This is a genomic window from Pseudomonas sp. F220, assembly GCF_057813935.1.
Window position 1 is genome coordinate 1 of sequence record NZ_JBVASJ010000034.1, and the last position, 23,868, is coordinate 23,868.

Sequence of the window (23,868 nt, forward strand, 5' to 3'; positions counted from 1 at the left end):
ACCCGGCCACCGGTGGCGATGGCTGCCCCGCCGACCCGCAGGGTTTTGTGCGCAACCTGCGCAGTAAAACGGTGCACCCGGCCGAGGGCCATGAAGGCCAGGCGCCGGTGCTGCGCACGCTGTACCGCTATGTGGAGCTGCCGCCGCTGGCAAACAGCCTCGACAGGGGCTTCCTGGCGGTGGGCAACGAAGACCTGGTACAGATTGTGGACGCCACCGGGATTACGTTGCAGAACACCCGCCGCCACTATCTCGACATGCCGGACAAACCCTTCCTGCACGGTCGCCCCGATCGCCAGGAAGAGACCCTCTATGACAAGGACGGCAAAGGAAAAACCGCCTCCGTCAGCTGGCGCTATAGCCAGGTCGACGGAGAACTCGGGGCCAGAACGCTGCACCAGACCGTCGAAACCCTGACCGGCTACAACGGCAGCCAACAGGTCACAATGTCACAAGCCTCCCGTTTCAACGGCGAAACCGTGCTACGAGAAGATGTCGATGGCGTAAAAACCACCTACCTGCATGACGCCCTGGGCCGATTGCTGGAAGAACGCGTGGCCCTGGGCACGCCTGTCGAAGCCTGCCGCAGTTTCACCTATCGCCTGACCTCGGAAGACGGCCAGCAAGCCGAGCAGGTGCTGACCGATATCAAGGGTGTCCAGACCCGGACCCTGTTCGACGGGGGCAATCGGGTCATTGAAGAACAGCGTCAGCAACTGGACAGCAAAACCGGCGAGCGCATCTGGCGCCAGACGTATACCGCCCTGCATGACGCCTTGGGGCGCAAGGCCAGCGAGACCGCCTGCGACTGGCTGAACCAGGCGCCCCTGCCCTTGATCAGCCATTTCGACTATGACGATTGGGGCGAGGTATACCGGGTCACAGGTCCCGATGGCGTGGCCCGGATCAGCGAGCTGTGGCCCTTCGGCGACAACGGCCCAATCATTCGCACATGGCAGGAGCATGCGCAACGGCCCGATGTGCGTACACAGTGCAGCGAGACCCATTACAACCTTTTCGAAAAACCCGACAAGGTCCGGCGCCTGGATTCCCAGGGTAATGCGGCGGGCAGCCTGGACTACATCTACGATGGTCATGGCAACTGCGTCCGCGAGGTCGAAACACTGAGGAACCCGCAGGGCGCCACGGTGCAGAACCTGCAGCGCACCACCCAGTACGTGTACGATGTCTGGGGCCGCATGTTGCGCACTGTGCTGCCGAACGAAGACGAGGTCGAGCGCAGCTTTGCCGACTTCAGCATCAGTGAATTACCCACCCGCTTGCAGGTCACTCCCAGTAACACTACGCAACCCGCGGTAGTGCCCGGCACACAGAAGTTTGACGACCTCGAGCGCCTGACCGAGCGCACCGTTGGTCCACGCAGCGAGGTCTATCGCTACAAAGATGGGCAGATGCAGCCTCACCAGCGGATCACCCCCGGCAATCGGACGCTGACCTATCGCTACAATCTGCCGCTGACCCAGGAACCGACCGCCATCACGGTGGCCGGGGCCCCCGAGTCCAGCTATGCGTATGACCCGTTGAGTGCCGCCATTACCCAGGCCATCAACGATCAGGGCCAACGCGACTATGAGTACACGCTGGAAGGCTACCTGGCCTCCGAGCGTTGGCAAGACAGCAACGGCGTCGATCAACAGACGCTTCACCACACCTCCCTGCAAGGCCGGCAACTGCGCCGCGAGGACCACGGCGCCACGCCGACGCAGTACCAATATGACTCAGCGGGCAGGCTGGCCCAGGTCATCCAGGGTGGTCTTCAAGCCGAGTTCGGCTACAACCTTGACGGCCTTCTCGAACGCAGCACCAGCGCCAACCTGGACAACGATCAGCGCCTGGTCACAGAGCTGGAATACGATGAACACGGCCGCGAAATCAGACGAACCCTGCAGGTGGAAGGCGAAGCGGCCAGAGTATTGACCCAGGTCTGGCAGGACGATGATCAGTTGCGCAGCCGGCGCCTGGAAAAGGCCGGTCAAATGCTACTGGAGGAGCACTTCGAGTACGACACACGCAACCGCCTGACCCGACACAGCTGCGCTGGCGAAGCATTGCCGACCGATCGTTATGGCAATGCCATCACCGAGCAGGTGTTTCGCTTCGACGCCCTGGACAACATCGAACGCTGCAACAGCCGTTTTGCCGATGGCAGCAGTGACAGCGCACGCTTCACCTATGACGAACATGACAGATGCCAATTGCGGGAAGTCAGCCATAGCCATTCGGCGTATCCCGAGCTGCAAACCTTTGACTATGACGCTGACGGCCATCAGCTCAACGATGAACAAGGTCGACGGCTGCGCTATGACGTATTGGGTCGCTTGCTGGAGGTACGCAGCGCTGACGATACCCAGTCACTGATCAACTACCGCTATGACGGCCATGACCACCTGGTGGGTGTACGCCACGGCAGCGGTCCTGAAGCCCTGCGTTTCTACCAGGGCTACCAGCTCAGCTACACCTTGCAGGACGACCTGCTGACCCAGTTTCTGTACGACGGCGATCGCGCACTGGGCCAGCAGATACCGGACGTCCCCAATCAAGGCATGCTGCTGCTGACCGATGCCGCCAACAGCGTGATCGGCGAAAGCCGCGCCGACGGGCTGCATGAAGCCACCTACAGCGCCTATGGCGAGCGCCGCGAAGACAATGGCCTGAAGGGGTTACTGGCATTTGCCGGGGAAGTGCGCGAAGCCGTCATTGGCTGGTACCTGCTGGGCCGTGGTTACCGCGCTTACAACCCGGGGCTGATGCGCTTCCACAGTCCGGACTCATTCAGCCCGTTCGGTGCCGGCGGGCTCAACCCTTACGGCTATTGCCGGGGTAACCCGATCGCCTGGCGCGACCCCAGCGGGCATCGTGCCCAGGCCGTTGCGCCGCGTCGGGATCCTGATCCGGGTTATATCGATCCGATCGAGCAGCCCAAGAAGCCCGGCATAGGCATAGGTCAATGGATCGGCATAGGCCTGGCGGCACTGTTTCTGGTGATCTCTGCGGTGGCGTTGGCACCGCTCACTCCGGTTTTAACCGCAGCTTATGTGGCTGCCGTTGTCGGGGTAGGGCTTCAGGTCGCGGGGCTGGGGTTACAAGTGTATGGCACACTCACGGAAAACGACACGTTCACCCAAGTTGGTTATGGAATAGGTGCAGTCGGTGGGTTACTTTCTGGTTATGGGATAGTTGCGGCAAGGGCCGCTGAGGCCGCGCGCAAAGCGGCAAATGCAGCGGCAAATGCCAAATTGATTGTAACTACCCAGAAATTCGGGAAAGAGTTTTTTGCGAACGGAGGCGCACGCACAGCAAGTTCAACTAGCAATGGAGGCGCACGTACAGTAAGTTCAACTAGCAATGGAGGAGGTACAGGTGGCAACATTCGTGCCGCTGAAAATCCCGTTCGCCAACCATCCATCCCCGATGTGGATTACTCGAGCGACTCTGGTTCAAGCACCTCATCACGCCCTCCAATTGTTGGCAACTCAACTGTGTCAGCGGCCCCGCCACCGCCCGCAGCCCCCCAACCGAGAACCGGAGGGTGGGGGACGGATTGGCGTGATCTAGGGAATGGCAAATTCAAGTATGAAGGTACTGATCCGCGAGTACTCATAAGGCCTATCGCAAACTGATCAAAATTCCACTACACCTGACTCCCGTAGCTCACGCTGCGGGAGTTTTTTCATCCGCTCATTCCCACGACCCAAACATTCAGCCTTCCGAACTCTGTAGCCGATTCCATTACATCCTACAGACACGTCCTACATACCTGTCTGGCCCCGCCCCGTAACCTTCCCCGTCGCACCTCAGCACCAGCGTGTTCCTCGATTAACGCTCGTGCCTGCCTGCACACGCTCAACCCAATTCAAACCCGGCCCACCGCCAGCCCGGCCTGCCCGATATCGGCCCTCACATCGTTTATCGGACACGGTCTCTTGTCGCCAGGAAAATACCCATGAATCACCTTTTGGGGCGCCGACAGTTGCCGTCGCACCTGCGCCTTGCCCGCTTGTTCGCTCTCGGCGGCAGCGGGTTGTTGATGGCCGCGATCAAACCTGCGCTGGCCAGCGAACCCCTCCAATTCCAGTCCGGCTTCATGCGCCAGGGCCCCGGCCAGTCGGCCGATGCCGGCGCCCTGGCCCTGAGCACCCTCAAGGCCGACAACGACCTGGCTCCTGGCCGCTACCGGGTCGAGATCCAGATCAACCTGACACCCTTCGATCAACGCGAAATCGAATTCGCCCACGGCCCGGACGGCCTGGTGCCCTGCCTGTCTGGCGCACTGCTGGAAGAGATGGGCCTCAAGCGCGACAGCCTGGCAGAGCCCGAGCGCTTGCAGCAGGCGTGTGTCGACCTTGCCGCACTGGTGCCGGGCGCCCAGGCCAGCTTCGACAGTAGCCAGTTGCTGCTCTCGATCTCCATCCCGCAGATTGCCATGCGCCGAGATGTCGCAGGTTATGTCGACCCGACCCGCTGGGACCACGGCATCAACGCCGCCTTCGTCAGCTACCAGGCCTCGGCCCAACAGAACTCGGGGCGCGGTCGGGGTTCGAGCTACAGCCAGGACCTGTACCTGAACAGCGGCCTGAACCTGGGCCCGTGGCGCCTGCGCAGCAATCAGTCGTTGCGTGAGGACGAACAAGGCAAGCGCGACTGGAGTCGCGCCTACGCCTATGCCCAGCGCGACCTGCCCGGTACCCATGCCAACCTGACGCTGGGTGAGACCTTCACCAGCGGTGATGTTTTTCGCAGCCTGCCGTTCAAAGGCGCGCTGGTCGCCTCCGACCTCGGCATGCTGCCGGATGTGATGCAAGGCTACGCGCCGGTGATCCGCGGTGTAGCCCAGACCCGGGCCAAGCTCGAAGTACTGCAGAACGGTTACCCGATCTATTCCACCTACGTCAGCCCCGGCCCCTACGAAATCGACGACCTGGGCATCGCCGGCGGCAGCGGCGAACTGGAGGTGGTGTTGACCGAGACGGACGGCCAGGTCAGGCGCTACACCCAGCCTTACGCGACTCTTGGCAATTTGCTACGCGATGGGGTCTGGCGCTACAGCGCAGCGCTGGGCCGCTACAACGGCGCCGAGCACCTGGACACCCCACCGCTGTGGCAAGCCACCCTGGCCCGCGGCAGCCGCTGGAACAGCACCATCTACGGTGGGTTGCTGGGCAGTGACTTTTACCGCGCAGCCACCCTCGGCGCGGCCCGCGACTTTGGCAGCCTGGGCGCCGTGTCTCTTGACGTGACCCAGTCCCGAGCCGAGATCAATTCGGCACAGGCCACCGAAGTCAGCGGCAACAGCTTCGCCGCCCGCTACGGTAAATCCTTTCAGAGCCGCACCAACTTGCGCTTCGCCGGCTATCGCTATTCCACAGAGGGCTACCGCGATTTCGACGAAGCCGTCAACCAGCGCAGTCGGTCATCGAACTACCGCGGCAATCGCCGCAGTCGGCTGGAGGCCTCGGTGTATCAGAACATCGGGAGCCGCAGCACCGTAAGTCTGACCCTCAGTCAGGACGATTACTGGAACAGCAATTACCAGCGCCGCCAGTACCAGTTCCAATTCAATACCCAGTACCGGGGCGTGAGCTACAACCTGTTCGCGTCACAGTCACTCAACGACCAGAATCGCGGTGACCGTCTGCTGGGTCTGAGCATCTCGCTGCCACTGGACATCGGTCACTCGAGCACGGCCACCTTCGACTTCCAGAATGATGCGGGCCGCTACCGGCAACGCGCCAGCCTCAATGGCAGTGTCGACCAGGGCCGCCTGAACTATCAGGCGTCGCTCAGCAACGCCTCTGAAGGACAGCAATCAGGCACATTGTCGCTGGGCTACCAGAGCGCTTCTGCCGCACTCGGTGCCGGTTACACCCAGGCGCGGGATTACAGCAGTCTGTCACTCAACGCCAGTGGTGCCGTGCTGCTGCATGCCGATGGCGTCGAGCTTGGACCTTATCTTGGCGAGACCGCAGCCCTGGTCGAGGTTCCTGACACGCCTGGCATTGGCATCGCCAACGCCACCTCGGTGCTTACCAACGCACGCGGCTACGCGCTGGTTCCCCAGTTGCGGCCCTACCGGATCAACCAGTTGGCGCTGAAAACCGACCAATTGGGACCCGACGTCGAAATCGACAACGGCACGATACAGGTGGTGCCACGTCGTGGTGCAGTGGTCAAAGCCAATTTCAGCGCCCGCTCAGTGACACGGTTGGTCATCACCGGGCTGCAGACCGATGGCACGCCGTTGCCGTTCGGCGCTCAGGTCAGCGATCGCGACGGCAAGGTGCTTGGCGTGGTCGGGCAGGCCGGACAAGCCCTGATCGCCACCGACGAACACGTGCAAACACTGGACGTGCGCTTTGGCGAGCAACACTGCCAACTGGCTGTCGACCCCGGCGCCATGGAGCAGGCCCAGGGTTATCGCCTGCAAACACTGACCTGTCGCTTGCCCGCTACCTCGCCCTCTCTTCAGGAAAACGATGCATGATTTCGCTACGACCTTTATTTACCAGCCTCGGCCTGCTCGCCGTCAGCCCGCTATGCCTGGCCGCGGGCTCCAATCAGTGTTACTGGGACAGGGATATTTTCGGCCCCATGACCTACACGATCGATATGGGCACGCTTTGGGTGCCGCACGACGCCCCCATCGGCACCCCGATCGGCAGGATCGACACCTTCAGGTCCTCCCCTAACGGCCGAGGCCAGACCCTGGTCTGCGACAATGATGGCAGCGTGCGCTTGACCGCCCAGGTGATGGCTAACGCTGCGCAGCATTGGGCGAACCTGCCACCTATCGCGGGGCTGCAGGACGATGGAAAGGTGTTGAAAACCAGCGTGGCTGGCGTGGGCATAAAGATCAGGCTGGAACACCCGTTCGATGGCAGGGCCAGCAATGCCTTCATTCCCGTTGGCTCGCCTGTCGTGCCTTTCGAGGGTTACCTGGAGCATCACACAGGCGCTGCCAATCTGAGAATGGCCAATCTGATCAGCCGAATTACCCTGATCAAGATCGGCGCAATAGAACCTGGCCCACAGTCGTTCGATACGCGGACCATGATCTCTGCCACAGTCTCCGATGTCGGCCTGGCATTCACCGCCCACCTGGCCGGAACCATCCATCAAGCTCAGTGCACGGTCTCCAGCCGTCTGGCCAGTGCCGACCCGGTGCCACTGGGAGAAGACTGGAACACCTCTGATTTCACTCATCCGGGCTTCACTACCACCCCTGTGCCGTTTCAGATACATCTCGATAATTGCGCTGACAACCCCGCGGGCAGTATCGCCCGCGCGCATATCCGTCTGCAGGGAGCCGGCGGGTCACAGTCTATCGATCCATTGCGTGGGCTGTTCAGCCTGACTGGCGACTCCGACGCCGAAGGGGTGGGCATTCAGGTATTGATGGGCGACGGCAACACACCAGTGGCGCTCGACGACGATGTGCCGATCCTGACGCTACCAACATCGGGGCCGGCCATACTGCCTTTTACCGCCCGTTACTATCAAACCGGTACCAATGACGAGATTCGCGCGGGGATAGCCAAAGGTGCGCTGAACTTCACCATTACCTATCAATGAGGTATTGAGGGCCGCTCAACCAAGGTGGATGCCGCACAGAGGCCTCCCCCTCACGTACAAACAGGCCCCCGGCCCCCGGCCCTTACAGCGAAATGGCCAGAATTGCTGCGCATGAGACCGTTCAGTCAATCAGCGTCAAATGCAATAACGGAAAATTGGGGGCCGTAAGCGGTGGCCATGTCTTCCCGCCATCGAAACTAACGTAGACCTTCCCCGTTAAAGACCCCTTGCGCAGCGAACTCAGAAAAGATTTTTGTATCGTTACCCCTCCTCCCTGACCGATACCATATTCTGTTTCCTGCTGAGTAACCTGACGCTTTCCGATCGCGGGAAATACAGACTCTCCCCCCGAAGCGCCGATTCCCGTCATATTGATCATGATCCACTGGTCAGTTGTCATTAACACCCATTTGGCTAGTGTTAACTGCGCACCTGTAGAGGGAACTGTACTGAGGCTCAGGTTTCCACCGGAAAGCCCCTGGCATTGAACGGTCGGGAATCGGTCAGCGGGTATGGTTTGAACATTCAGCATGCGGGTATCGGACGGCAATTCAACCGTGTCGATGTCGATGACGCTATAAGACACCGGCAAGGTCTTACCGATATACGCGGCAATCGATTTCATCGGAATTTGATAACGGCGTGAACCCGGGGAGATCGGCTGGGGGGCTCGGTATTCCCCCACGCTATCGGGTTCACCCCATTGTACCCAAACCCTCTCTTGCGGATAAATGACCGCTGCCTCCGGTATCTCCACGAACGTTCCCGACGTAGCATCCAGCGGATCGAGTGTCTGCTGCTCCCCATTTCCGGCAGCCTTTTCGATGGTAGGCCAGGGCAATACTCGCGGGATTGGGGTGGCGGCGACATCCAGTTCAACGAACTCGGAATACACGCTTTGATTACCCGCGCGATCCCAGACCCGATAACTCACATATCGCAAGCCATCGCCACGATCACGAATCAGGTCACCAGAAACAGTGATGATCACCGGGTCGAGATAGTTTCGATGGTCCAGCTCTACAACACCACCTTGATTAAAATCACCCGGGCTTCGTCCCCAGTACCAAATAATACGGTCCCCCGGTTTGGGATCGGTGTAAGGCGGGAGCTTTGCCTGCACCTGATCGTCCGTCTCCAGGTACCTTGCAGTAAGTTTGTTGGGAGGCAGGACTTCGGAAGGAAAGATCAATTGGCTGGAAGCCGCAAGCAGTGGAGCAGTTGTATCGAGCGTAATCACCAGCTCCAGGGAATCATCCGACTCACCATTATAAGCAGTCACTTTGTAAGACAATCTATGCTGTCCGTCATTGCCCCGTAGCCGCTGCTGGGGCAATGTGACAAATCGGTCTGAAGCCTCAATAGGTTCGCTCCAGTAACGGGTATCAATCGACACTGCGTCAAAGAACAGTTCAACCGACTCTTCACCCAGCGTCGGATCGGAGTGCCCCCACAGTTCAAACCAGACCTTGAGGTCAGCGTGTGTCGCAGCTTCCGGTAGCAGGTTGGGCTCACCGCCCGGAATATCTTCGATCAGTCCGATCACGCGGGGCTCAGGCAGAGCTCTGGGACTGCTTGAGGTTTGAATACTTTTGGGCTTGACCATGAACAAGACTCCTTAGGAAAGCGCGAGGAAAAATGGCCGGTGACCCCGGCCCCTTTTTCCTCGCGCCGAATAAAGAACATTGGACTTCGTATCGCGGCATCTGACCTGCGTCAGAACTGGTAGCTCACTCAATAATCACGGACATACGTAGAGTCATGCAGCGGCCTCAGGTCGTTTGATTACCAGCTATAACGCACACCCACGTTGGCGCCCCACGGCTGCTCAATCTTGTCGCCGTTGCTGTAATCGAAATCGGCGTGGACCGAAACCTTGTCGGTCAGTGTCATGGCCACGCCCGCGCCCAGCTCGCCACGGGAGCCCGAGAGGTCGTTGTTGAACACATTGTTGTTGACCTTCACTTCGTTGTTGTTGGCGAACTCATGTACGTAAGCGGCACGCAGATACGGCTGCACCACCTTGCCTTCGCCCAGGTTGAAGTTGCGCCCGGCAGTCGCACCGGCTTTGCCCAGCAACGAGCGCGTGCGGTTGCCTTCGGCGGACAGGCCGTTATCCAGATCGTAGTCTTTGCCCTGAATGATCACGCCCGACAGTTGGGTGAACGGTTCGACAAAATAGTCGTCGGCCAGCGTGATGTGGCGACCGAACTCAAGCGATGCGCCAACACCGTTGTCGTCATAACTGCCCTTGGTTTGTTTGCCGTCGCTGAGCTGTACCTTGGACTCATTCTGAAAGCGGTTGAACTTGAGCACGCCGTCGAAGTAGTAGCCGCTTTCGTCATCCAGCCAGGTGGTGTAGGCACCGACGTAGTAGCTGTTGACCGTACCAGTGGTGCCGTGACTCAGGTCCAGATCGGACTTGCTGTAACCACCCAACAGGCCGACCAGCCACTGTCCATTACCGATCGGCAGCGGAGCGTCGGCACCGAACGACAGGCCGTGCTGGGTTTGTTGGTAGCCCACGCCGGAACTGGCGCTGACATCAAACCTGTTGCCATAGGCACGCATCCAGCCACCGGCCTTGCCTTCGTCCATGCGCACTTCGCCCATGCGGCTGCGCAAGGTACTGAGCTCGCCATACCAGACCGTCGGCGCAGCATTGAACAGTGCCAGTACTGATTGTGTGCCGGGGCTAATGACACGCGAGGCCGTATTGAGATACCAGTCGTTGTTGCCCTGTTTGATCAAATCGTAGGAGTAAGCCCCCAGATCCACCGGGCCGTTCAACAGCGAAAATCGGGCATCGCCGGCAGCGATGTGGATGACCGGTATCGCACCTGCACCGCTCGGGTCTGTGCCGCTGCTGCTCATCAGAACCCTGTGATTGCCCGTGGCAGTACCGGTAACGTCCAGGGTGTCGACCTGGCCGGTGGAGAAGTCCGCACCCATGATGAACGTACCGTTGCCCGACAGGTTGCCGACTGACAATTTGTAGAACTCGGTCGGGTTGCCGAACTGGATCGCACCGCCGTTCAGGGTGAGGTTCGATACTTGGCCATCACCGACCATCACCCACCGGGCATCGTTGTTGACTGCCAGGTTCTGAACATTTTCCAGGCGGCCGGTCAACGTGGCGGAATTATCGAGCACGACATCGGCACTGCTGCCAGCTGCCACGACGATATCGCCGATCAGATGGCTGTTATCGGCCTTGAAATTCGCCGAAGAGCCGTTGATAACTTCCAGCAATGTACCGTTACCACCCACCAGGGTAGAACCGTTGTTGACCTCGATGTTCACGCGTTCGGTGTTGGTCTGGGTCTGGCCATCGACGATGATCGCCGAATCACTCAGCCCTTCGACATGGGTTTTATTCAGGATTAACGCGTTGTCGGCGGACAGGTTGAGGTCGGCGAACAGGCTCACACCATTGAGCCCACCCACAATGGTGCTGTCGGTGGCCGAAATTTTGCCGCCGAAGCTGCGGATACCGATGCCATCTGCGTTGCTACCATTCACAGTGGAGCGCTCAAGCGTCAACTGGCTTCTCGAACTGAGCATTGCACCCAATGCACCGCCACTGATTTCGCTATCGCTGACCAGCGCCTTGGACGCTCCGTTGACCGTTTGAGCCAGGCGCAACCCGGTTCGGCTACTGACGATTTTACTGTTGCTGGAAATAGTCGCCTCACTGGCGGACAGATCGACTCCGTTGCTTGTGCCCTTGGCAGCGACTTGGGCGCCATTGAGCACGACATTCGAACCCGTGGTTGCTCGAATCAGGGAGGTAGTGGCGCCGTTGGCTGTCAGCTTGCTGGCGTTCTCTAGCAAGTAATCGTCAACTGCGGTGGAAGCATCGATGGTTTTGGATGAGCCATCAGCGATCAAGGTCTGCGCCAGTCCCATCGGGCTGATCAACAACAACGGTGTGAGCGTGGCGAGCTGGAGAAAACGTGCGAGCGGCGTTACAGAAAATGACTGGCTGACGGGCATGGATAGCTCCTTGGTAAACAGGTTGTTTCGCAATCCGCTCTGCCCGACACCTTATGGTCTGGCCTGAACGTGCAAGGGCGGCAATCCTAAGCACCCTCTTCCTCAAGATATGTAGGACTTATCCTTTGCTTTGTGCGATTTTGCTCTGCGCAGTCGCACGAAAAATCGATGCAGATATTCCTTGGTGATGTCAGTACCAGTGTGAACACACGGGCGACAAACGCCCGTGTGCTGGCCCTGGAGACTGAGCTAAGGCCTTGGGATCTCGCACGGATCATTCGGTTGGTGAAACGCGGTGCGGGTTGTTAAAGGCGCCGATGCAATCTCTTCCGTACCGTCATTAAAGAAGAACTGGATTTTCGCGCGCCCTCTTCGAGTCGTCGGGTTTTCGTTATAAAGAGGCAGAATATGGGTGGTGTAGGGTTGCACCGGGAAGGTGAAGCCGGTGAGTTCACCATCAGTGCCTAACTCAAACGTCTTCTCGAATTCCGCGCCTGCGATCGGATCTTCCGGAGACCCTAAATCGTCCCCTCTCATCGGCGTGAACACGACCCTTATTGTGTCTCCATCCTTCAGCAGTGTTGAAAGGTCAGGTATAGCGACCGGGAGAGATCCATCAGCTTCCAACGCTGAGCAACCTGGGTAAGGTCCGGTAATGGTGGGAAAACTTGGGGCTGGCAGTTCAATACTTATTGCGTTGACATCTACCAGGGTCGACGCTGAACTTAGTTCATTCGGAAGACCTGCTTGGCTAACCTGGTAGTGCACAGGTACTTCAATCCCGTTACCACCGTCCTTGATGTACTTCCAGAGGATGTCAACGGATTGCGCTAGACCAGGTACATGCCCAGCGTTCGAATCATCAAAGGTAATCTGAGCCTCGACGACACGGGCGCCATTCCAAAAGAAGTCGACGATGTGGCCATTAACCGCCTTGTCGTACCAGGTGAACGTAAACTTCGCGTCCTGGTCCTTATCAGCCCGTGTCAGCTGATTGGTCCTGGCGTCATCGAAGTTCTTGACTTCGCCTTTCAATAAACTCGGATGTGTCGGCGTCGGCCAATCGATAGGTGGCCAAGGCAGCCACGGAATGGCGACCTCGAAGTTGGCTTCGATATCAGTGGCTTCAGGACCAAATGGCCGACCACTACGAATGACTTGATAGCTGACGTTAGTTGTCTTGTCTCCAGTGGTGCTCTCTCCATACTCATTGATCAGCGTTGCAATAGGCAGTACGGGGATCTCAATTCTTGCAGGCGGATTTGGACCAACAGGATAGTCATCCAGAATGGCATTGCCCCATTTCAATCGAATGCGGTCATTGGGCTTTGGATTGTCGTATTTGGGGATCCAGACACTCACACCCGCCAGAGCATGCTCAACCACCAACGGTCCTGGATCAGCCTGAGGAACTTCCGGCGGTTGCAGATTGCTCGGCAGCGGCCCGAAGGTGAGGCTCATTTTCTTGTGGACCGAGACCGAGCTGAGGTTCGTCGCCTTGTCGATCAAAAAATAGAGAAAGACACACTCGGCATCTCCAAAAGCTCGTATGCCGTCGGCATCAATGTCCACAGCCGTATCCGAGACACCCGGTGCGGGAACCGCGCCGAAGAAGACCAGGTCGGCTTCAGTCGGATTCTCAGGAATATTGGCTGCGTCGACCAGATAAATAGCGATTTTGTCAGTGTCTTGCCAGTCCGGATAGCCGGGAATCGTGGCGCTCAGCGCTCCACCAGCGGGCAGGTTGCTGTCGTCGAGGTAGTTCGCCGCAAACGTCAACGCCTGCGGCAGTCCGTGTTTATAAGGTGGTAGTTGATCACATATGACCGTCGTTACCGGAGAATCGATTTCATCACCCTGGTAGGTGTGATGGCGATATTTCAGAAGACACGTAGCGTCTTGCGGAAGGTCGCTGGCGTTGATGAGCATCACGTACGGGAAGGCTTCCGGAAAGTCGCTCCCGGCAGCCGGTACTACAAACTCATGACTCGCGACTACGTCAAAACGGCCGTTCCCACGATCAAACAAGACCTCGATTGTCTCCGGGACATTTGGCGGCGGCAGGGTATCCCACTTAGGGATATACACCTTCAGCCCGGTCTTCAGATTGGGGCCCTTGAGAAGGTTGGTAGTAACGTCGGCGAAATCCTCTGGTTTGATTTCTATTGGTTTTTCGGCGAGCCCCGCCCGATATTCGGTTCGCATTTTCTGATAAGCACTGTGCGCCTCTCGCCGCTTGAGTTTGACATTTGCACTTGCCATGTAATCGCTCTCCCATCAGCACCGTTTCAGCCATTGAGATGTCAATAGCCATCAAGTTTGTCTAGCAGAGCGATAACACCGGGCACTACGCAACGCTTCCCATCGTTCTGCGCGGCCGCTGAGGCCTGAGCGCATTAAGCACAGGATTTTAATAACGCGATACTGTCAGAGTTGACAGGTGGCTGCCTGTACAGTAGTGAGTAAAAACACGCGGTACAGCACCTCAAACAGCTTTCGGGGACAGGCAGCGACTGTCCCCTGGATGGCGTTCAAGCCTTGCGCGCTATTCGCCAGACCCGCGCAATATCCCCTGCCCGCTCGCGCAGCAATTGCGGTGCATTGGCGCACGCCTGTTCCAGGCTCATCGGCCCCGAGGGCAAGGCAAACGCGGCATCGACGCCGTGCTCATACATCTGCTCATACCCATCGCCCAAAGTGCCCGCGATCACGATCACCGGCACGCGGTGCTGCCTGGCGATCCGCGCGACACCAAAGGGTGTTTTGCCACGCAAAGTCTGGGCATCAAAACGGCCCTCGCCGGTGATCACCAGGTCGGCGCCACGTACGGCTGCTGCCAGACCGACCAGTTCAGCCACCACTTCTACACCGGGGCGGAACTGCGCATGCAGAAATGCCTTGGCGGCAAATCCCAAGCCGCCGGCGGCGCCACTGCCGGGTTCATCACGCACGTCCTTGCCCAGCACTTGAGCGCAGTGATCGGCGAAGTGCCCGAGGGCCTGGTCCAGCTGCTGCACCTGTTCAGGTGAGGCGCCTTTTTGCGGGCCGAATATCGCTGAGGCGCCGTGGGGACCACAGAGCGGATTGTTGACGTCCGCGGCGATTTCGAAGCGGACCTGTGCCAGACGCGGGTCTATCCCACCCAGTTCAATCCTGGCCAGCGCTTTCAACGCCAAACCGCCCCGGCTCAATGTTTGCCCCTGTCCGTCAAGCAAGCGCACGCCTAACGCCTGCATCGCGCCTGCGCCGCCGTCGTTGGTGGCGCTGCCGCCGATGGCCAGAATGATTCGTTGCGCGCCGGCATCGAGCGCTGCGCCAATCAACTGACCGGTGCCGTAAGTGCTGCTGGAGCAGGCATCGCGCTGACCGACCGCAACCAGCTGCAAACCGCTGGCCTCTGCCATTTCGATGATCGCGGTATGGCTCTGCGGCAACCAGCCCCAACGGGCCTGCACCGTAGCACCTGACGGGCCTTGCACCTGGGTGCTGCGCAACTCGCCATCGCAGGCAGCAAGAATCGCTTCGACCGTGCCCTCACCACCGTCTGCCATCGGGCACTTGACCAGTTGCGCATCCGGCCAGACTTCGGCCAGCCCGAGAGCGATGGCGTCGGCGACACCGATGGCACTCAGGCTGTCTTTGAACGAGTCGGGGGCGATGATGATTTTCATGTGAATTCTCCAGATGCAATGCCCTCATGCTGCCAGCCGCCATGAACAATAACGCCGGTCCGCTGCACAAGCCGGGATGGTGTTTATTGTTCATTTTCACAAAACTCTCTCCGTCTACAAATTCCGTGTAGCAGCTGCCGAGCCCCGAGGCTGCGTTCGGCGGCGCAGCCGTCGTAAAATCATGTACCGCGGTGTATCAGCTCATTTTTTGCTGGCGGGATTCGCGACGGCTGCGCCGCCGAACGCAGGCTCGGCAGCTGCTACAGGATTGGTGTTAGCTATTCGGTTTGTGGCAGGAGTTGAACGCCGAGGTACAGCGCAAGCATCCCGTCCAGCCTTAGCGGATCGACACCACTGAGTTCAGCAATCCGTTCCATCCGGTATCGCAGGCTGTTGCGGTGAATGCCCAAAGCGTCGGCGCACGCCTGGCTCTGACCGTCGTGTTCACACCAACTGCGCAGGGTCGCCAGCAACTGGCCGTTGTTGTCCTTGGCGATGACCTTGCGCAATGGATTGAGCAGTTCGTCGAGGGCATCATCATTGCGATGACGCCAGAGCATCACCGGCAGACGATAACGGTTCAGCGTCAACAAACGACTCTGAGGCAACACATCACGCCCGTAGGCCAGCAGGTCACCGACTCGCCGGTAACAGCGACGCAAGCCTTGCAAGCCATCGGCCTGACCACCGACAGCGATACGCAGTATGTTCCAGCCCTGACCATCGAGTTTTTCCAGCAGCCGCTCATGTTCAATTGCCTGCGTCGCCGCACGGCACCAGAGCAAGGACGACTTGGCCGAGCTCACGCACCAGCTATCGGGATAACGCGAAGTCAGCCAGGCACTCAATGCTTCAACGGTCTGCCCGGGGCCGTGTTCCAGCCCCAGCTCGAATAGATAAGGAATGCGCGGCAACTGAGGCTTGAGTCCCAATTGCTGAGCCTCGTCGATCAAGCGCGGCGAGTCTCCGGCCTCGCTGAGCAACAAGGCCAGCAGGTCATCACAACGCTGGCGCCGCCATTGTTGTTCGTCCTGCTGGTTACGCTGGCCCACGAGCATCTCGGCGGTCATGCGCACCAGCTCGGCGTAGGTCCGCAGTTGGTCCGGTTCACCGGTGATACCCAACACGCCGATCAATCGCTGGTCGAGGAACAGCGGCAGATTGATTCCCGGCTGTACGCCTTTGAGGTGCTTGGCGGTCTGCGCGTCGATTTCCACGACGCGACCATTGGCCAGTACCAGCTGCGCCCCTTCGTGGCGGGTGTTGACCCGCTCCGGCTCGCCGCTGCCCAGAATCAGGCCCTGGCTGTCCATGACGTTGACGTTATAGGGCAGGATGGCCATCGCCCGGTCGACGATATCCTGCGCCAGGTCATGATCCAGTTCGAACATAGCAGCGTGATCCTTGAAGGCAGTTTCTTATTGTGATTGTTCACCGGCACAGGGCAAGCATCCAAACCCTGTGCGCAGGCACAAAGACAGGAACCTTGGGGTGACCGAGACTCTTGGTGCGATCAACGTTACCCTCGCATCGCAAAAAATCATAATAAAGAGAGACCCGCCATGTCACAGAGCGCCGCTGCCACCCTGGCCACAGCTGACGACAAAAATGCCGTCTACAAGCGCATTACCCTGCGCCTGATCCCCTTCATTTTCATCTGCTACCTGTTCAACTACCTCGACCGGGTCAACGTTGGATTTGCCAAGCTGCAGATGCTCGACGCGCTGAAGTTCAGCGAAACGGTGTACGGCCTCGGTGCCGGGATCTTCTTTATCGGCTATGTGCTGTGCGGCGTACCGAGCAATCTGGCGTTAACGAAGTTCGGCCCACGGCGCTGGATCGCGCTGATGATGATCACCTGGGGCGCGCTCTCGACGTGCCTGTTGTTCGTTACTACGCCCACCCACTTCTACACCTTGCGTCTGTTCACCGGTGCCGCCGAAGCCGGGTTCTTTCCTGGCGTAGTGCTGTACCTCTCGCAGTGGTTTCCGACCTTCCGCCGTGGCCGCATCATGGCACTGTTCATGTCGGCGATCCCGGTTTCCGGCCTGCTCGGCAGCCCTTTCTCCGGCTGGATCCTCAACCATTTCGCCGCCGGTCAAGGCGGTTTGGCCGGTTGGCAGTGGATGTTCTTGCTGCAAGGCATTCCGACGATGATTCTCGGCGCGCTGGCGTTCTTCCTGCTGAGCGACAGCTTCGCCAACGCCAAATGGCTGACTCCACAAGAACGTGCGGTACTCGAAGCGGATCAAGCTGAAGACCTGGCAAACAAACCGAAAACCGCGACCGACTCGTTGCTGGCGGTGTTCAAGAATCCGGCCATTTGGGCCTTCGGCCTGATTTACTTCTGCATCCAGAGTGGCGTCTACGCGATCAACTTCTGGCTGCCGTCGATCATCAAGAGCCTGGGCTTCAGCGACAACCTGGTGATCGGCTGGATCAGCGCGATTCCGTACCTGCTGGCCGCAGTGTTCATGCTGATGGTCGGTCGCTCCGCCGACCTGCACAAAGAGCGGCGCTGGCACTTGGTGGTGCCGATGCTAATGGGTGCGGTCGGCCTGCTGATCGCCGTCAACTTCGCCGCGCATCCGGCCATCGCCATCCTCGGTCTGACCATCGCCACCATGGGCGCTCTCACCGGTCTGCCAATGTTCTGGCCGGTGCCCACCGCGATGCTCAGCGCCGGCGCTGCGGCGGGTGGTTTGGCGCTGATCAACTCCATGGGGCAGATGGCTGGTTTCCTCAGCCCGTATCTGGTCGGCTGGGTCAAGGACAGCACCGGTTCGACTGACGCCGCGCTGTACCTGCTGGCCGGGGTGATCGTTGCCGGTAGCCTGCTGGCGCTGCGCATGACCCATACGCTTCGTGCCTGATTAGCCTTTGTGGGAGCAGCCGGTCGACGCTCGAATGCTCGCGATAGCGGTCTACCAGCCAACATCAATGTTGAATCTGATAACCCTATCGCGAGCAGGCTCGCTCCCACAGTTTGATCTGAGCCGTTCAATATTTCCGTTTGCTCCGCGCCGTCGTTCTGGTATTTGATTGAGCCTTTCCCTCCGGTAAAAGGATTTCGAACATGAGCTACCGCACCCTCGGCCAATCCGGTCTGCAAGTGTCCGCCCTGACCCTGGGCACCATGATGTTCGGCGAACAAACCAGCACCGAGGATTCCCTGCGGATCATCGACAAAGCCTGGGACCAGGGCATCAACTTTATCGACACCGCGGATGTCTACACCGGCGGGCGCTCCGAGGAGATCGTCGGCGAAGCGATTGCCAGTCGCCGTCAGGAGTGGATCGTCGCGTCCAAGGTCGGTTTCGGCCCGGTGGACGGTGTACCGAATCGCAGTGGCTTGAGTCGCAAACATATCTTCAATGCCATCGAGGCCAGCCTGACCCGGCTGGGCACCGATTACCTGGACATCTACTACCTGCATCGCGAAGACCACAACACACCGCTAGAGGTCACCGTTTCGGCCATTGGCGACCTGCTGCGCCAGGGCAAGATTCGCTACTGGGGGCTGTCCAATTACCGCGGCTGGCGCATTGCTGAGGTGATTCGCGTGGCGGATAAACTCGGGGTCGACCGGCCGGTGATCAGTCAGCCGCTGTACAACATCGTCAACCGTCAGGCCGAGACAGAGCAAATCACCGCCGCCCAGGCCTACGGTCTCGGTGTGGTGCCCTACAGCCCGTTGGCCCGTGGCGTGCTCAGCGGCAAATACGCGCCCGATGTCATCCCGGATATCAACAGCCGCGCCGGACGCCAGGACAAACGCATCCTGGAAACCGAATGGCGGGTAGAGTCCCTGCGAATTGCCCAGCAGATCCAGCAATACACCCAGGGCCGCGGTGTCGGTATCGTCGAATTCGCTATTGCCTGGGTGCTGAACAACGCGGCGGTCAGCTCGGCCATCGTCGGGCCACGGACCGAAGAACAGTGGGACGCCTACACCAAGGCATTGGCAGTGAAAGTCACTGCTGAAGACGAAGCCTTTATCGACTCGCTGGTGACACCGGGGCATTCGTCGACACCGGGGTTCAATGACGTGAGTCATTTCGTGTCAGGGCGTAAACCGCATAGCAACTAAATGAACCCACATCCCAGTGTGGGAGCGGGCTTGCTCCGGGCGGCGTTCCGACGAAAGCGACCTTCCAGTCAACATCAGTGTTGAATGTGAAACCGTCTTCGCGAGCAAGCCCGCTCCCACATGGGGTCAGTGTTGATCCAATATTTAGCTCGAAAACCACGTATCCTCTGCGCCCGCTTTACGTTCACTCAATTTCACGCGAGGGCAGTTTGTCTAAAGGTATTGTTTTATCGGTAACGGCATCGGTGCTGTTTGCCGTCATGTATTTCTATACGTCGCTACTCTCGCCCCTCAGCGGTGTGGAGATTTTTGGCTGGCGCATGCTCTTAACCGTGCCATGCATGACCATTTTCATGTTCGCCTCGGGTGAATGGAAACACGTGGTCGCACTGGTTAAACGCCTGTTCGGCAAACCCGCCCTGGCCTTGGGCCTGCTGGTCTCTTCGGCATTGCTCGGCGTGCAGCTCTGGTTATTCATGTGGGCGCCACTCAACGGCCACAGCCTGGACGTGTCGCTGGGGTATTTCCTGCTGCCGCTGACCATGGTCCTGACCGGACGGATCGCCTATGGCGAGCGCCTCTCCTACTTGCAGAAAGTCGCTGCGTTCCTTGCCACCCTCGGCGTACTCAACGAGTTGTATCAGGTCGGCGGTTTCTCCTGGGCTACCTTGCTGGTCGCCATCGGCTATCCGACCTATTTCGTCCTGCGCAAGCGTCTCGCGGCAGATAACCTCGGCGGCTTGTGGCTGGACATGACCCTGATGCTGCCGGTGGCGTTCTGGTTTGTTCAGGGCGGTGAACAGGGCTTCGGTGTATTCAACCAACATCCGTGGCTGTCGCTGTTGATCCCGATACTCGGCGTCATCAGCGCTTCGGCGCTGGTGGTCTACATCATTGCCAGTCGACTGCTGCCCTTCAGCCTGTTCGGACTGTTGAGCTATGTCGAGCCGGTGTTGTTACTCGGGGTCGCATTGCTGCTAGGGGAAAGCATCAAGGCGGGTGAATGGCTGACCTACATTCCGATCTGGTTGGCGGTAGTGGTGTTGATGTTCGAAGGGTTTAAACACCTGGTCCGGCATCGCAAACCTTAAGCCGCACACAAAACAATGTGGGAGCGAGCCTGCTCGCGATGGCGTCTTCGAATTCAACATAGATGTTGACTGATAGACAGCTATCGCGAGCAGGCTCGCTCCCACAGTTTTATATCTGCAACGGTTTACTCGGTGGCAAGTACACCGCGGCGAACCTGGTCACGTTCGATGGATTCGAACAGCGCCTTGAAGTTGCCTTCGCCGAAACCATCGTCGCCTTTGCGCTGGATGAATTCGAAGAACACTGGCCCCATCAAGGTTTCCGAGAAGATTTGCAACAGCAGGCGTTTGTCGCCCGACTCGGACGAACCGTCCAGCAGAATCCCCCGCGATTGCAGTTGGTCGACCGGTTCGCCGTGGTTTGGCAAGCGGCCTTCGAGCATCTCGTAGTAGGTTTCTGGCGGCGCGGTCATGAAGCGCATGCCGATTTTCTTCAGGTGATCCCAGGTCTTGATCAGATCGTCGGTCAGGAAGGCAACGTGTTGAATGCCCTCACCGTTGAACTGCATCAGGAACTCTTCGATTTGCCCTGCGCCCTTGGACGACTCTTCGTTCAGCGGGATTTTGATCATGCCATCCGGGGCGGTCATGGCCTTGGAGGTCAGGCCGGTGTATTCGCCCTTGATGTCGAAGTAACGGATCTCGCGGAAGTTGAACAGCTTCTCGTAGAAGCCCGCCCAGTAGGCCATGCGCCCGCGGTACACGTTGTGGGTCAAGTGATCGATGATCTTCAGGCCCGCGCCTTGCGGATTGCGATCAACACCTTCGATGAACACGAAATCGATGTCGTAGATCGAACTGCCTTCACCGAAACGGTCGATCAGGTACAGCGGCGCGCCGCCGATGCCTTTGATCGCCGGCAGGTTCAGCTCCATCGGGCCGGTCTCGATGTGAATCGGCTGGGCGCCAAGCTCCAGAGCACGGGCAAACGCCTGCTGGGCATTCTTGACGCGAAATGCCATACCGCAAACTGACGGGCCGTGCTCGGCAGCAAAGTACGAAGCGACGCTGTGCGGTTCGTTGTTGAGGATCAGGTTGATGTGGCCCTGACGGTACAGGTGCACGTCTTTGGAGCGATGGGTTGCGACTTTGCTGAAACCCATGATCTCGAAGATCGGTTCGAGCGTATTAGGGGTAGGCGATGCGAATTCGATGAATTCAAAGCCCATCAGGCCCATTGGGTTTTCGTATAAATCTGCCATGGTTGGCGCCTCATCATGCTTTTAGAATTAACGGCTGGAATTAACGGATCGTTAGTTACTAGCAATGCTGAGACAGGCAGGCGGCGCGCAGGAGATCCCCCGCACGCTGCGGGCGAGGAAATCACCGAAAATCAGTTGGAACCCTAGTAGCTTCATGTCGACCCATTCTCGTACGGGCGAGGCTTCTGCTGCCAGAAGACTTATTCTTATATGCGTAAACCGATTCTACACAGCGTAAAACGGTTTGTCCGCATTCTGTATCAAATCCCCTTTTTCGACGCCGGCGCAAGGGGTTTGTTGCACAAATAGATGCCGCCCAGAATCAGCCCGCCACCCAGATACATAGGCAGTGACAGTTGTTCACCCAGCAACAGCGCGCCAAGGATGACTGCGGTCAGGGGGTTGAGGGCAATGAAGACACCGGAACGGGTTGCGCCGATTTTTCGGATACCGTCGTAGTACCAGATATAGGCCAGCGCCGAACCCAGCACGCCCAAATACAGCAGACTGAAAAACTGCCCGGGATTGAGGCTTGCCAACGCTTCGACGCTCAGCTCACCGCGCACCGCGCTGGTCACCCACAGCATCAGCGTGCCGGTCAGGATCGAATAGGTCACGGTTTGCAGCGACCCCAGAGCCTGGTTCAGGCCTTTGGAGTACAGCGAGTAGATTCCCCAACCCAACACGCAACCGAGAATCAGCAGGTCACCGATCCAGGCATTCGCAGCGCCGTTGAACAGCTGCTGATTTCGACTGATGATCACCACGCCCGCCCCTGCCAGGCAAATCGCGATGCCAATGACTTTAACCCGACTCAAGCGCTCTTTGAACAGCAGCCAGGACGCCAGGGCGATGGCTGCCGGGTTCAATGCCACGATCAGTGAAGCGCGAGAGGCGTTGATGTAATGCAACCCGTAGAAGAAGCACAGGTTATAGAAAAAGATCCCGAAGAATCCCAACACCATCAACTGCAACCATTGCTTCAGATTCGGCCGTGCCAAGGGGATACGGGCCAATGCCATGAACAACAGCAACGCCAGACTGGCCAGCAGAAAGCGCATGCTCGCCGCGAGCAAAGGGTTAAGCGTATCGGCCAGGAATCGTCCTGCGACAAAAGTCCCGCCCCACATCATCGTCACCGCAGCCAGTTTCAGGTAAACCGGTAAATCGGAGTCAATCGGCGCAGTTTTTACATCCGTTCTCATAAGACTCTCGGGCGTGAAGGTAGGGACATGGCGTATTCTTCACCTAATACGTAATCATCGTAAAATGAGCAAACACTCATGACCCTGACCCAACTCGAGATCTTTTCACTGGTTGCCGAGCTGCGCGGTTTTACCAGCGCCGCAACCCGCCTGGGGATTACCCAGTCGGCGGTATCCCATGCCATCAAATCGCTGGAGCAAGAGCTCGGCGTCGAGTTGTTCAGAAGGCATCAGTCCCAGGTCGAGCTGAGTGATATCGGTCAGCGGTTGGTGTTGCGCGCCCGAGCCATGCTGGGCCTGGCCAACACCCTGCAACAAGAAGCCGCCGACGCTCGCGGCATGAAACGCGGGACGTTGCGCATTGGCTCCTTTGGGCCGACGTCATCGATGAAGCTGTTGCCGATGATTCTGCAGCACTATCGTGCAGCTCATCCGGGGATTGAGGTGCACATCGACGAAGGCCCGGATCGTCAGGTCGTACAGTGGCTCGAAGAACGGCGGATCGATATAGGTTTCGTGGTGTTGCCTGAAGAGCGTTTCGACACCTTTGCGTTGGTTGAAGACCAAATGGTCGCACTGATCCCGGTTGATCATGCGCTGGCCGCGAAGAAAAGCGTGACCTTGAAAGACCTGTGCAACGATCCGTTTATTCTCACCCAGGCGGGTTCATCGGAACTGGTTTCAAGGCTGTTCACAGCAGCCAGATTGACGCCGGACATTCGTTATCGAAGCTCGCAGTTGCTCACCACGCTGGAGACCGTCAGCCGCGGTGACGCCTTGACGATCGTGGCCGAGTTGTCGTTACCGGACACCACAGACGGCCGATACGCGAGAAAAGCGCTTTGTCCTCAAGTCAAGCGTCAGGTGGGTCTGGCAGTGCTGGATCAACGACAGTCATCACCGGCCACTCTGGCGTTCATCAAGTTGGCGTTAAGCCTAATGCCAGTCAGTTAAGAAAATCCGGGCTCTACTGTAGGAGCAGCCGGTCGACGCTCGATTGGTCCGGGCGGCGTTCCGACGACA

Annotated in this window: 14 protein-coding genes; 7 read left to right on the forward strand and 7 right to left on the reverse strand. The window is 58.7% G+C overall.

Annotation, left to right across the window (positions count from 1 at the left end):
- The 3 genes from ACZYSM_RS23160 to ACZYSM_RS23170 form a co-directional block, all read left to right on the forward strand.
- Positions 1-3,641, forward strand: a 3,641-nt coding sequence (locus tag ACZYSM_RS23160) for an RHS repeat-associated core domain-containing protein (protein ID WP_489074974.1), incomplete at its 5' end; no start/stop codon positions are given.
- Positions 3,642-3,964: 323 nt separating this feature from the next.
- The gene (locus ACZYSM_RS23165; RefSeq protein ID WP_489074976.1) at positions 3,965-6,502 is read left to right on the forward strand and encodes a fimbria/pilus outer membrane usher protein; all 2,538 of its coding nucleotides are present in this window, start codon (positions 3,965-3,967) and stop codon (positions 6,500-6,502) included.
- Complete coding sequence (locus tag ACZYSM_RS23170) at positions 6,499-7,590, forward strand: fimbrial protein (protein WP_489074978.1); 1,092 nt, start codon at positions 6,499-6,501, stop codon at positions 7,588-7,590. The genes ACZYSM_RS23165 and ACZYSM_RS23170 overlap by 4 nt, the downstream gene beginning before the upstream one ends.
- 121 nt (positions 7,591-7,711) lie before the next feature.
- Here the strand turns inward: ACZYSM_RS23170 and ACZYSM_RS23175 are convergent, their stop codons facing one another.
- From ACZYSM_RS23175 to ACZYSM_RS23195, 5 genes are all read right to left on the reverse strand, one after another.
- On the reverse strand, positions 7,712-9,196 hold the full coding sequence (locus ACZYSM_RS23175; RefSeq protein ID WP_489074980.1) for a hypothetical protein: 1,485 nt from the start codon (positions 9,194-9,196) through the stop codon (positions 7,712-7,714).
- A 179-nt stretch (positions 9,197-9,375) separates the two neighbouring features.
- Positions 9,376-11,586 (reverse strand): autotransporter outer membrane beta-barrel domain-containing protein, encoded by a 2,211-nt coding sequence (locus ACZYSM_RS23180; RefSeq protein WP_489074982.1) that lies wholly within the window; start codon positions 11,584-11,586, stop codon positions 9,376-9,378.
- 249 nt (positions 11,587-11,835) lie between these two features.
- Positions 11,836-13,848: a hypothetical protein gene (locus tag ACZYSM_RS23185; protein WP_489074984.1), complete on the reverse strand. Its 2,013-nt coding sequence runs from the start codon at positions 13,846-13,848 to the stop codon at positions 11,836-11,838.
- A 269-nt stretch (positions 13,849-14,117) separates the two neighbouring features.
- On the reverse strand, positions 14,118-15,257 hold the full coding sequence (locus ACZYSM_RS23190; RefSeq protein ID WP_489074986.1) for a glycerate kinase: 1,140 nt from the start codon (positions 15,255-15,257) through the stop codon (positions 14,118-14,120).
- 278 nt (positions 15,258-15,535) lie between these two features.
- Positions 15,536-16,648, reverse strand: a complete 1,113-nt coding sequence (locus ACZYSM_RS23195; protein ID WP_489074988.1) for a sugar diacid recognition domain-containing protein — start codon at positions 16,646-16,648, stop codon at positions 15,536-15,538.
- Between the two features lie 171 nt (positions 16,649-16,819).
- On the opposite strand from ACZYSM_RS23195, the gene ACZYSM_RS23200 reads away from it, so the two are divergent.
- From ACZYSM_RS23200 to rarD, 3 genes are all read left to right on the forward strand, one after another.
- Positions 16,820-18,130 (forward strand): MFS transporter, encoded by a 1,311-nt coding sequence (locus tag ACZYSM_RS23200; RefSeq protein ID WP_489074990.1) that lies wholly within the window; start codon positions 16,820-16,822, stop codon positions 18,128-18,130.
- A 203-nt stretch (positions 18,131-18,333) separates the two neighbouring features.
- The gene (locus tag ACZYSM_RS23205; RefSeq protein WP_489074992.1) at positions 18,334-19,347 is read left to right on the forward strand and encodes an aldo/keto reductase; all 1,014 of its coding nucleotides are present in this window, start codon (positions 18,334-18,336) and stop codon (positions 19,345-19,347) included.
- Positions 19,348-19,556: 209 nt separating this feature from the next.
- The gene (gene rarD / locus ACZYSM_RS23210) at positions 19,557-20,438 is read left to right on the forward strand and encodes an EamA family transporter RarD (protein ID WP_489074994.1); all 882 of its coding nucleotides are present in this window, start codon (positions 19,557-19,559) and stop codon (positions 20,436-20,438) included.
- 125 nt (positions 20,439-20,563) lie between these two features.
- Here rarD and hppD read toward each other — a convergent pair whose 3' ends face one another.
- Both hppD and ACZYSM_RS23220 read right to left on the reverse strand, forming a co-directional pair.
- Positions 20,564-21,640 (reverse strand): 4-hydroxyphenylpyruvate dioxygenase, encoded by a 1,077-nt coding sequence (gene hppD, locus ACZYSM_RS23215; RefSeq protein ID WP_489074996.1) that lies wholly within the window; start codon positions 21,638-21,640, stop codon positions 20,564-20,566.
- 260 nt (positions 21,641-21,900) lie between these two features.
- On the reverse strand, positions 21,901-22,845 hold the full coding sequence (locus ACZYSM_RS23220) for a DMT family transporter (protein WP_489074998.1): 945 nt from the start codon (positions 22,843-22,845) through the stop codon (positions 21,901-21,903).
- A 78-nt stretch (positions 22,846-22,923) separates the two neighbouring features.
- On the opposite strand from ACZYSM_RS23220, the gene ACZYSM_RS23225 reads away from it, so the two are divergent.
- The gene (locus tag ACZYSM_RS23225) at positions 22,924-23,799 is read left to right on the forward strand and encodes a LysR family transcriptional regulator (protein WP_489075000.1); all 876 of its coding nucleotides are present in this window, start codon (positions 22,924-22,926) and stop codon (positions 23,797-23,799) included.
- The last annotated feature ends 69 nt before the right edge of the window (positions 23,800-23,868 follow it).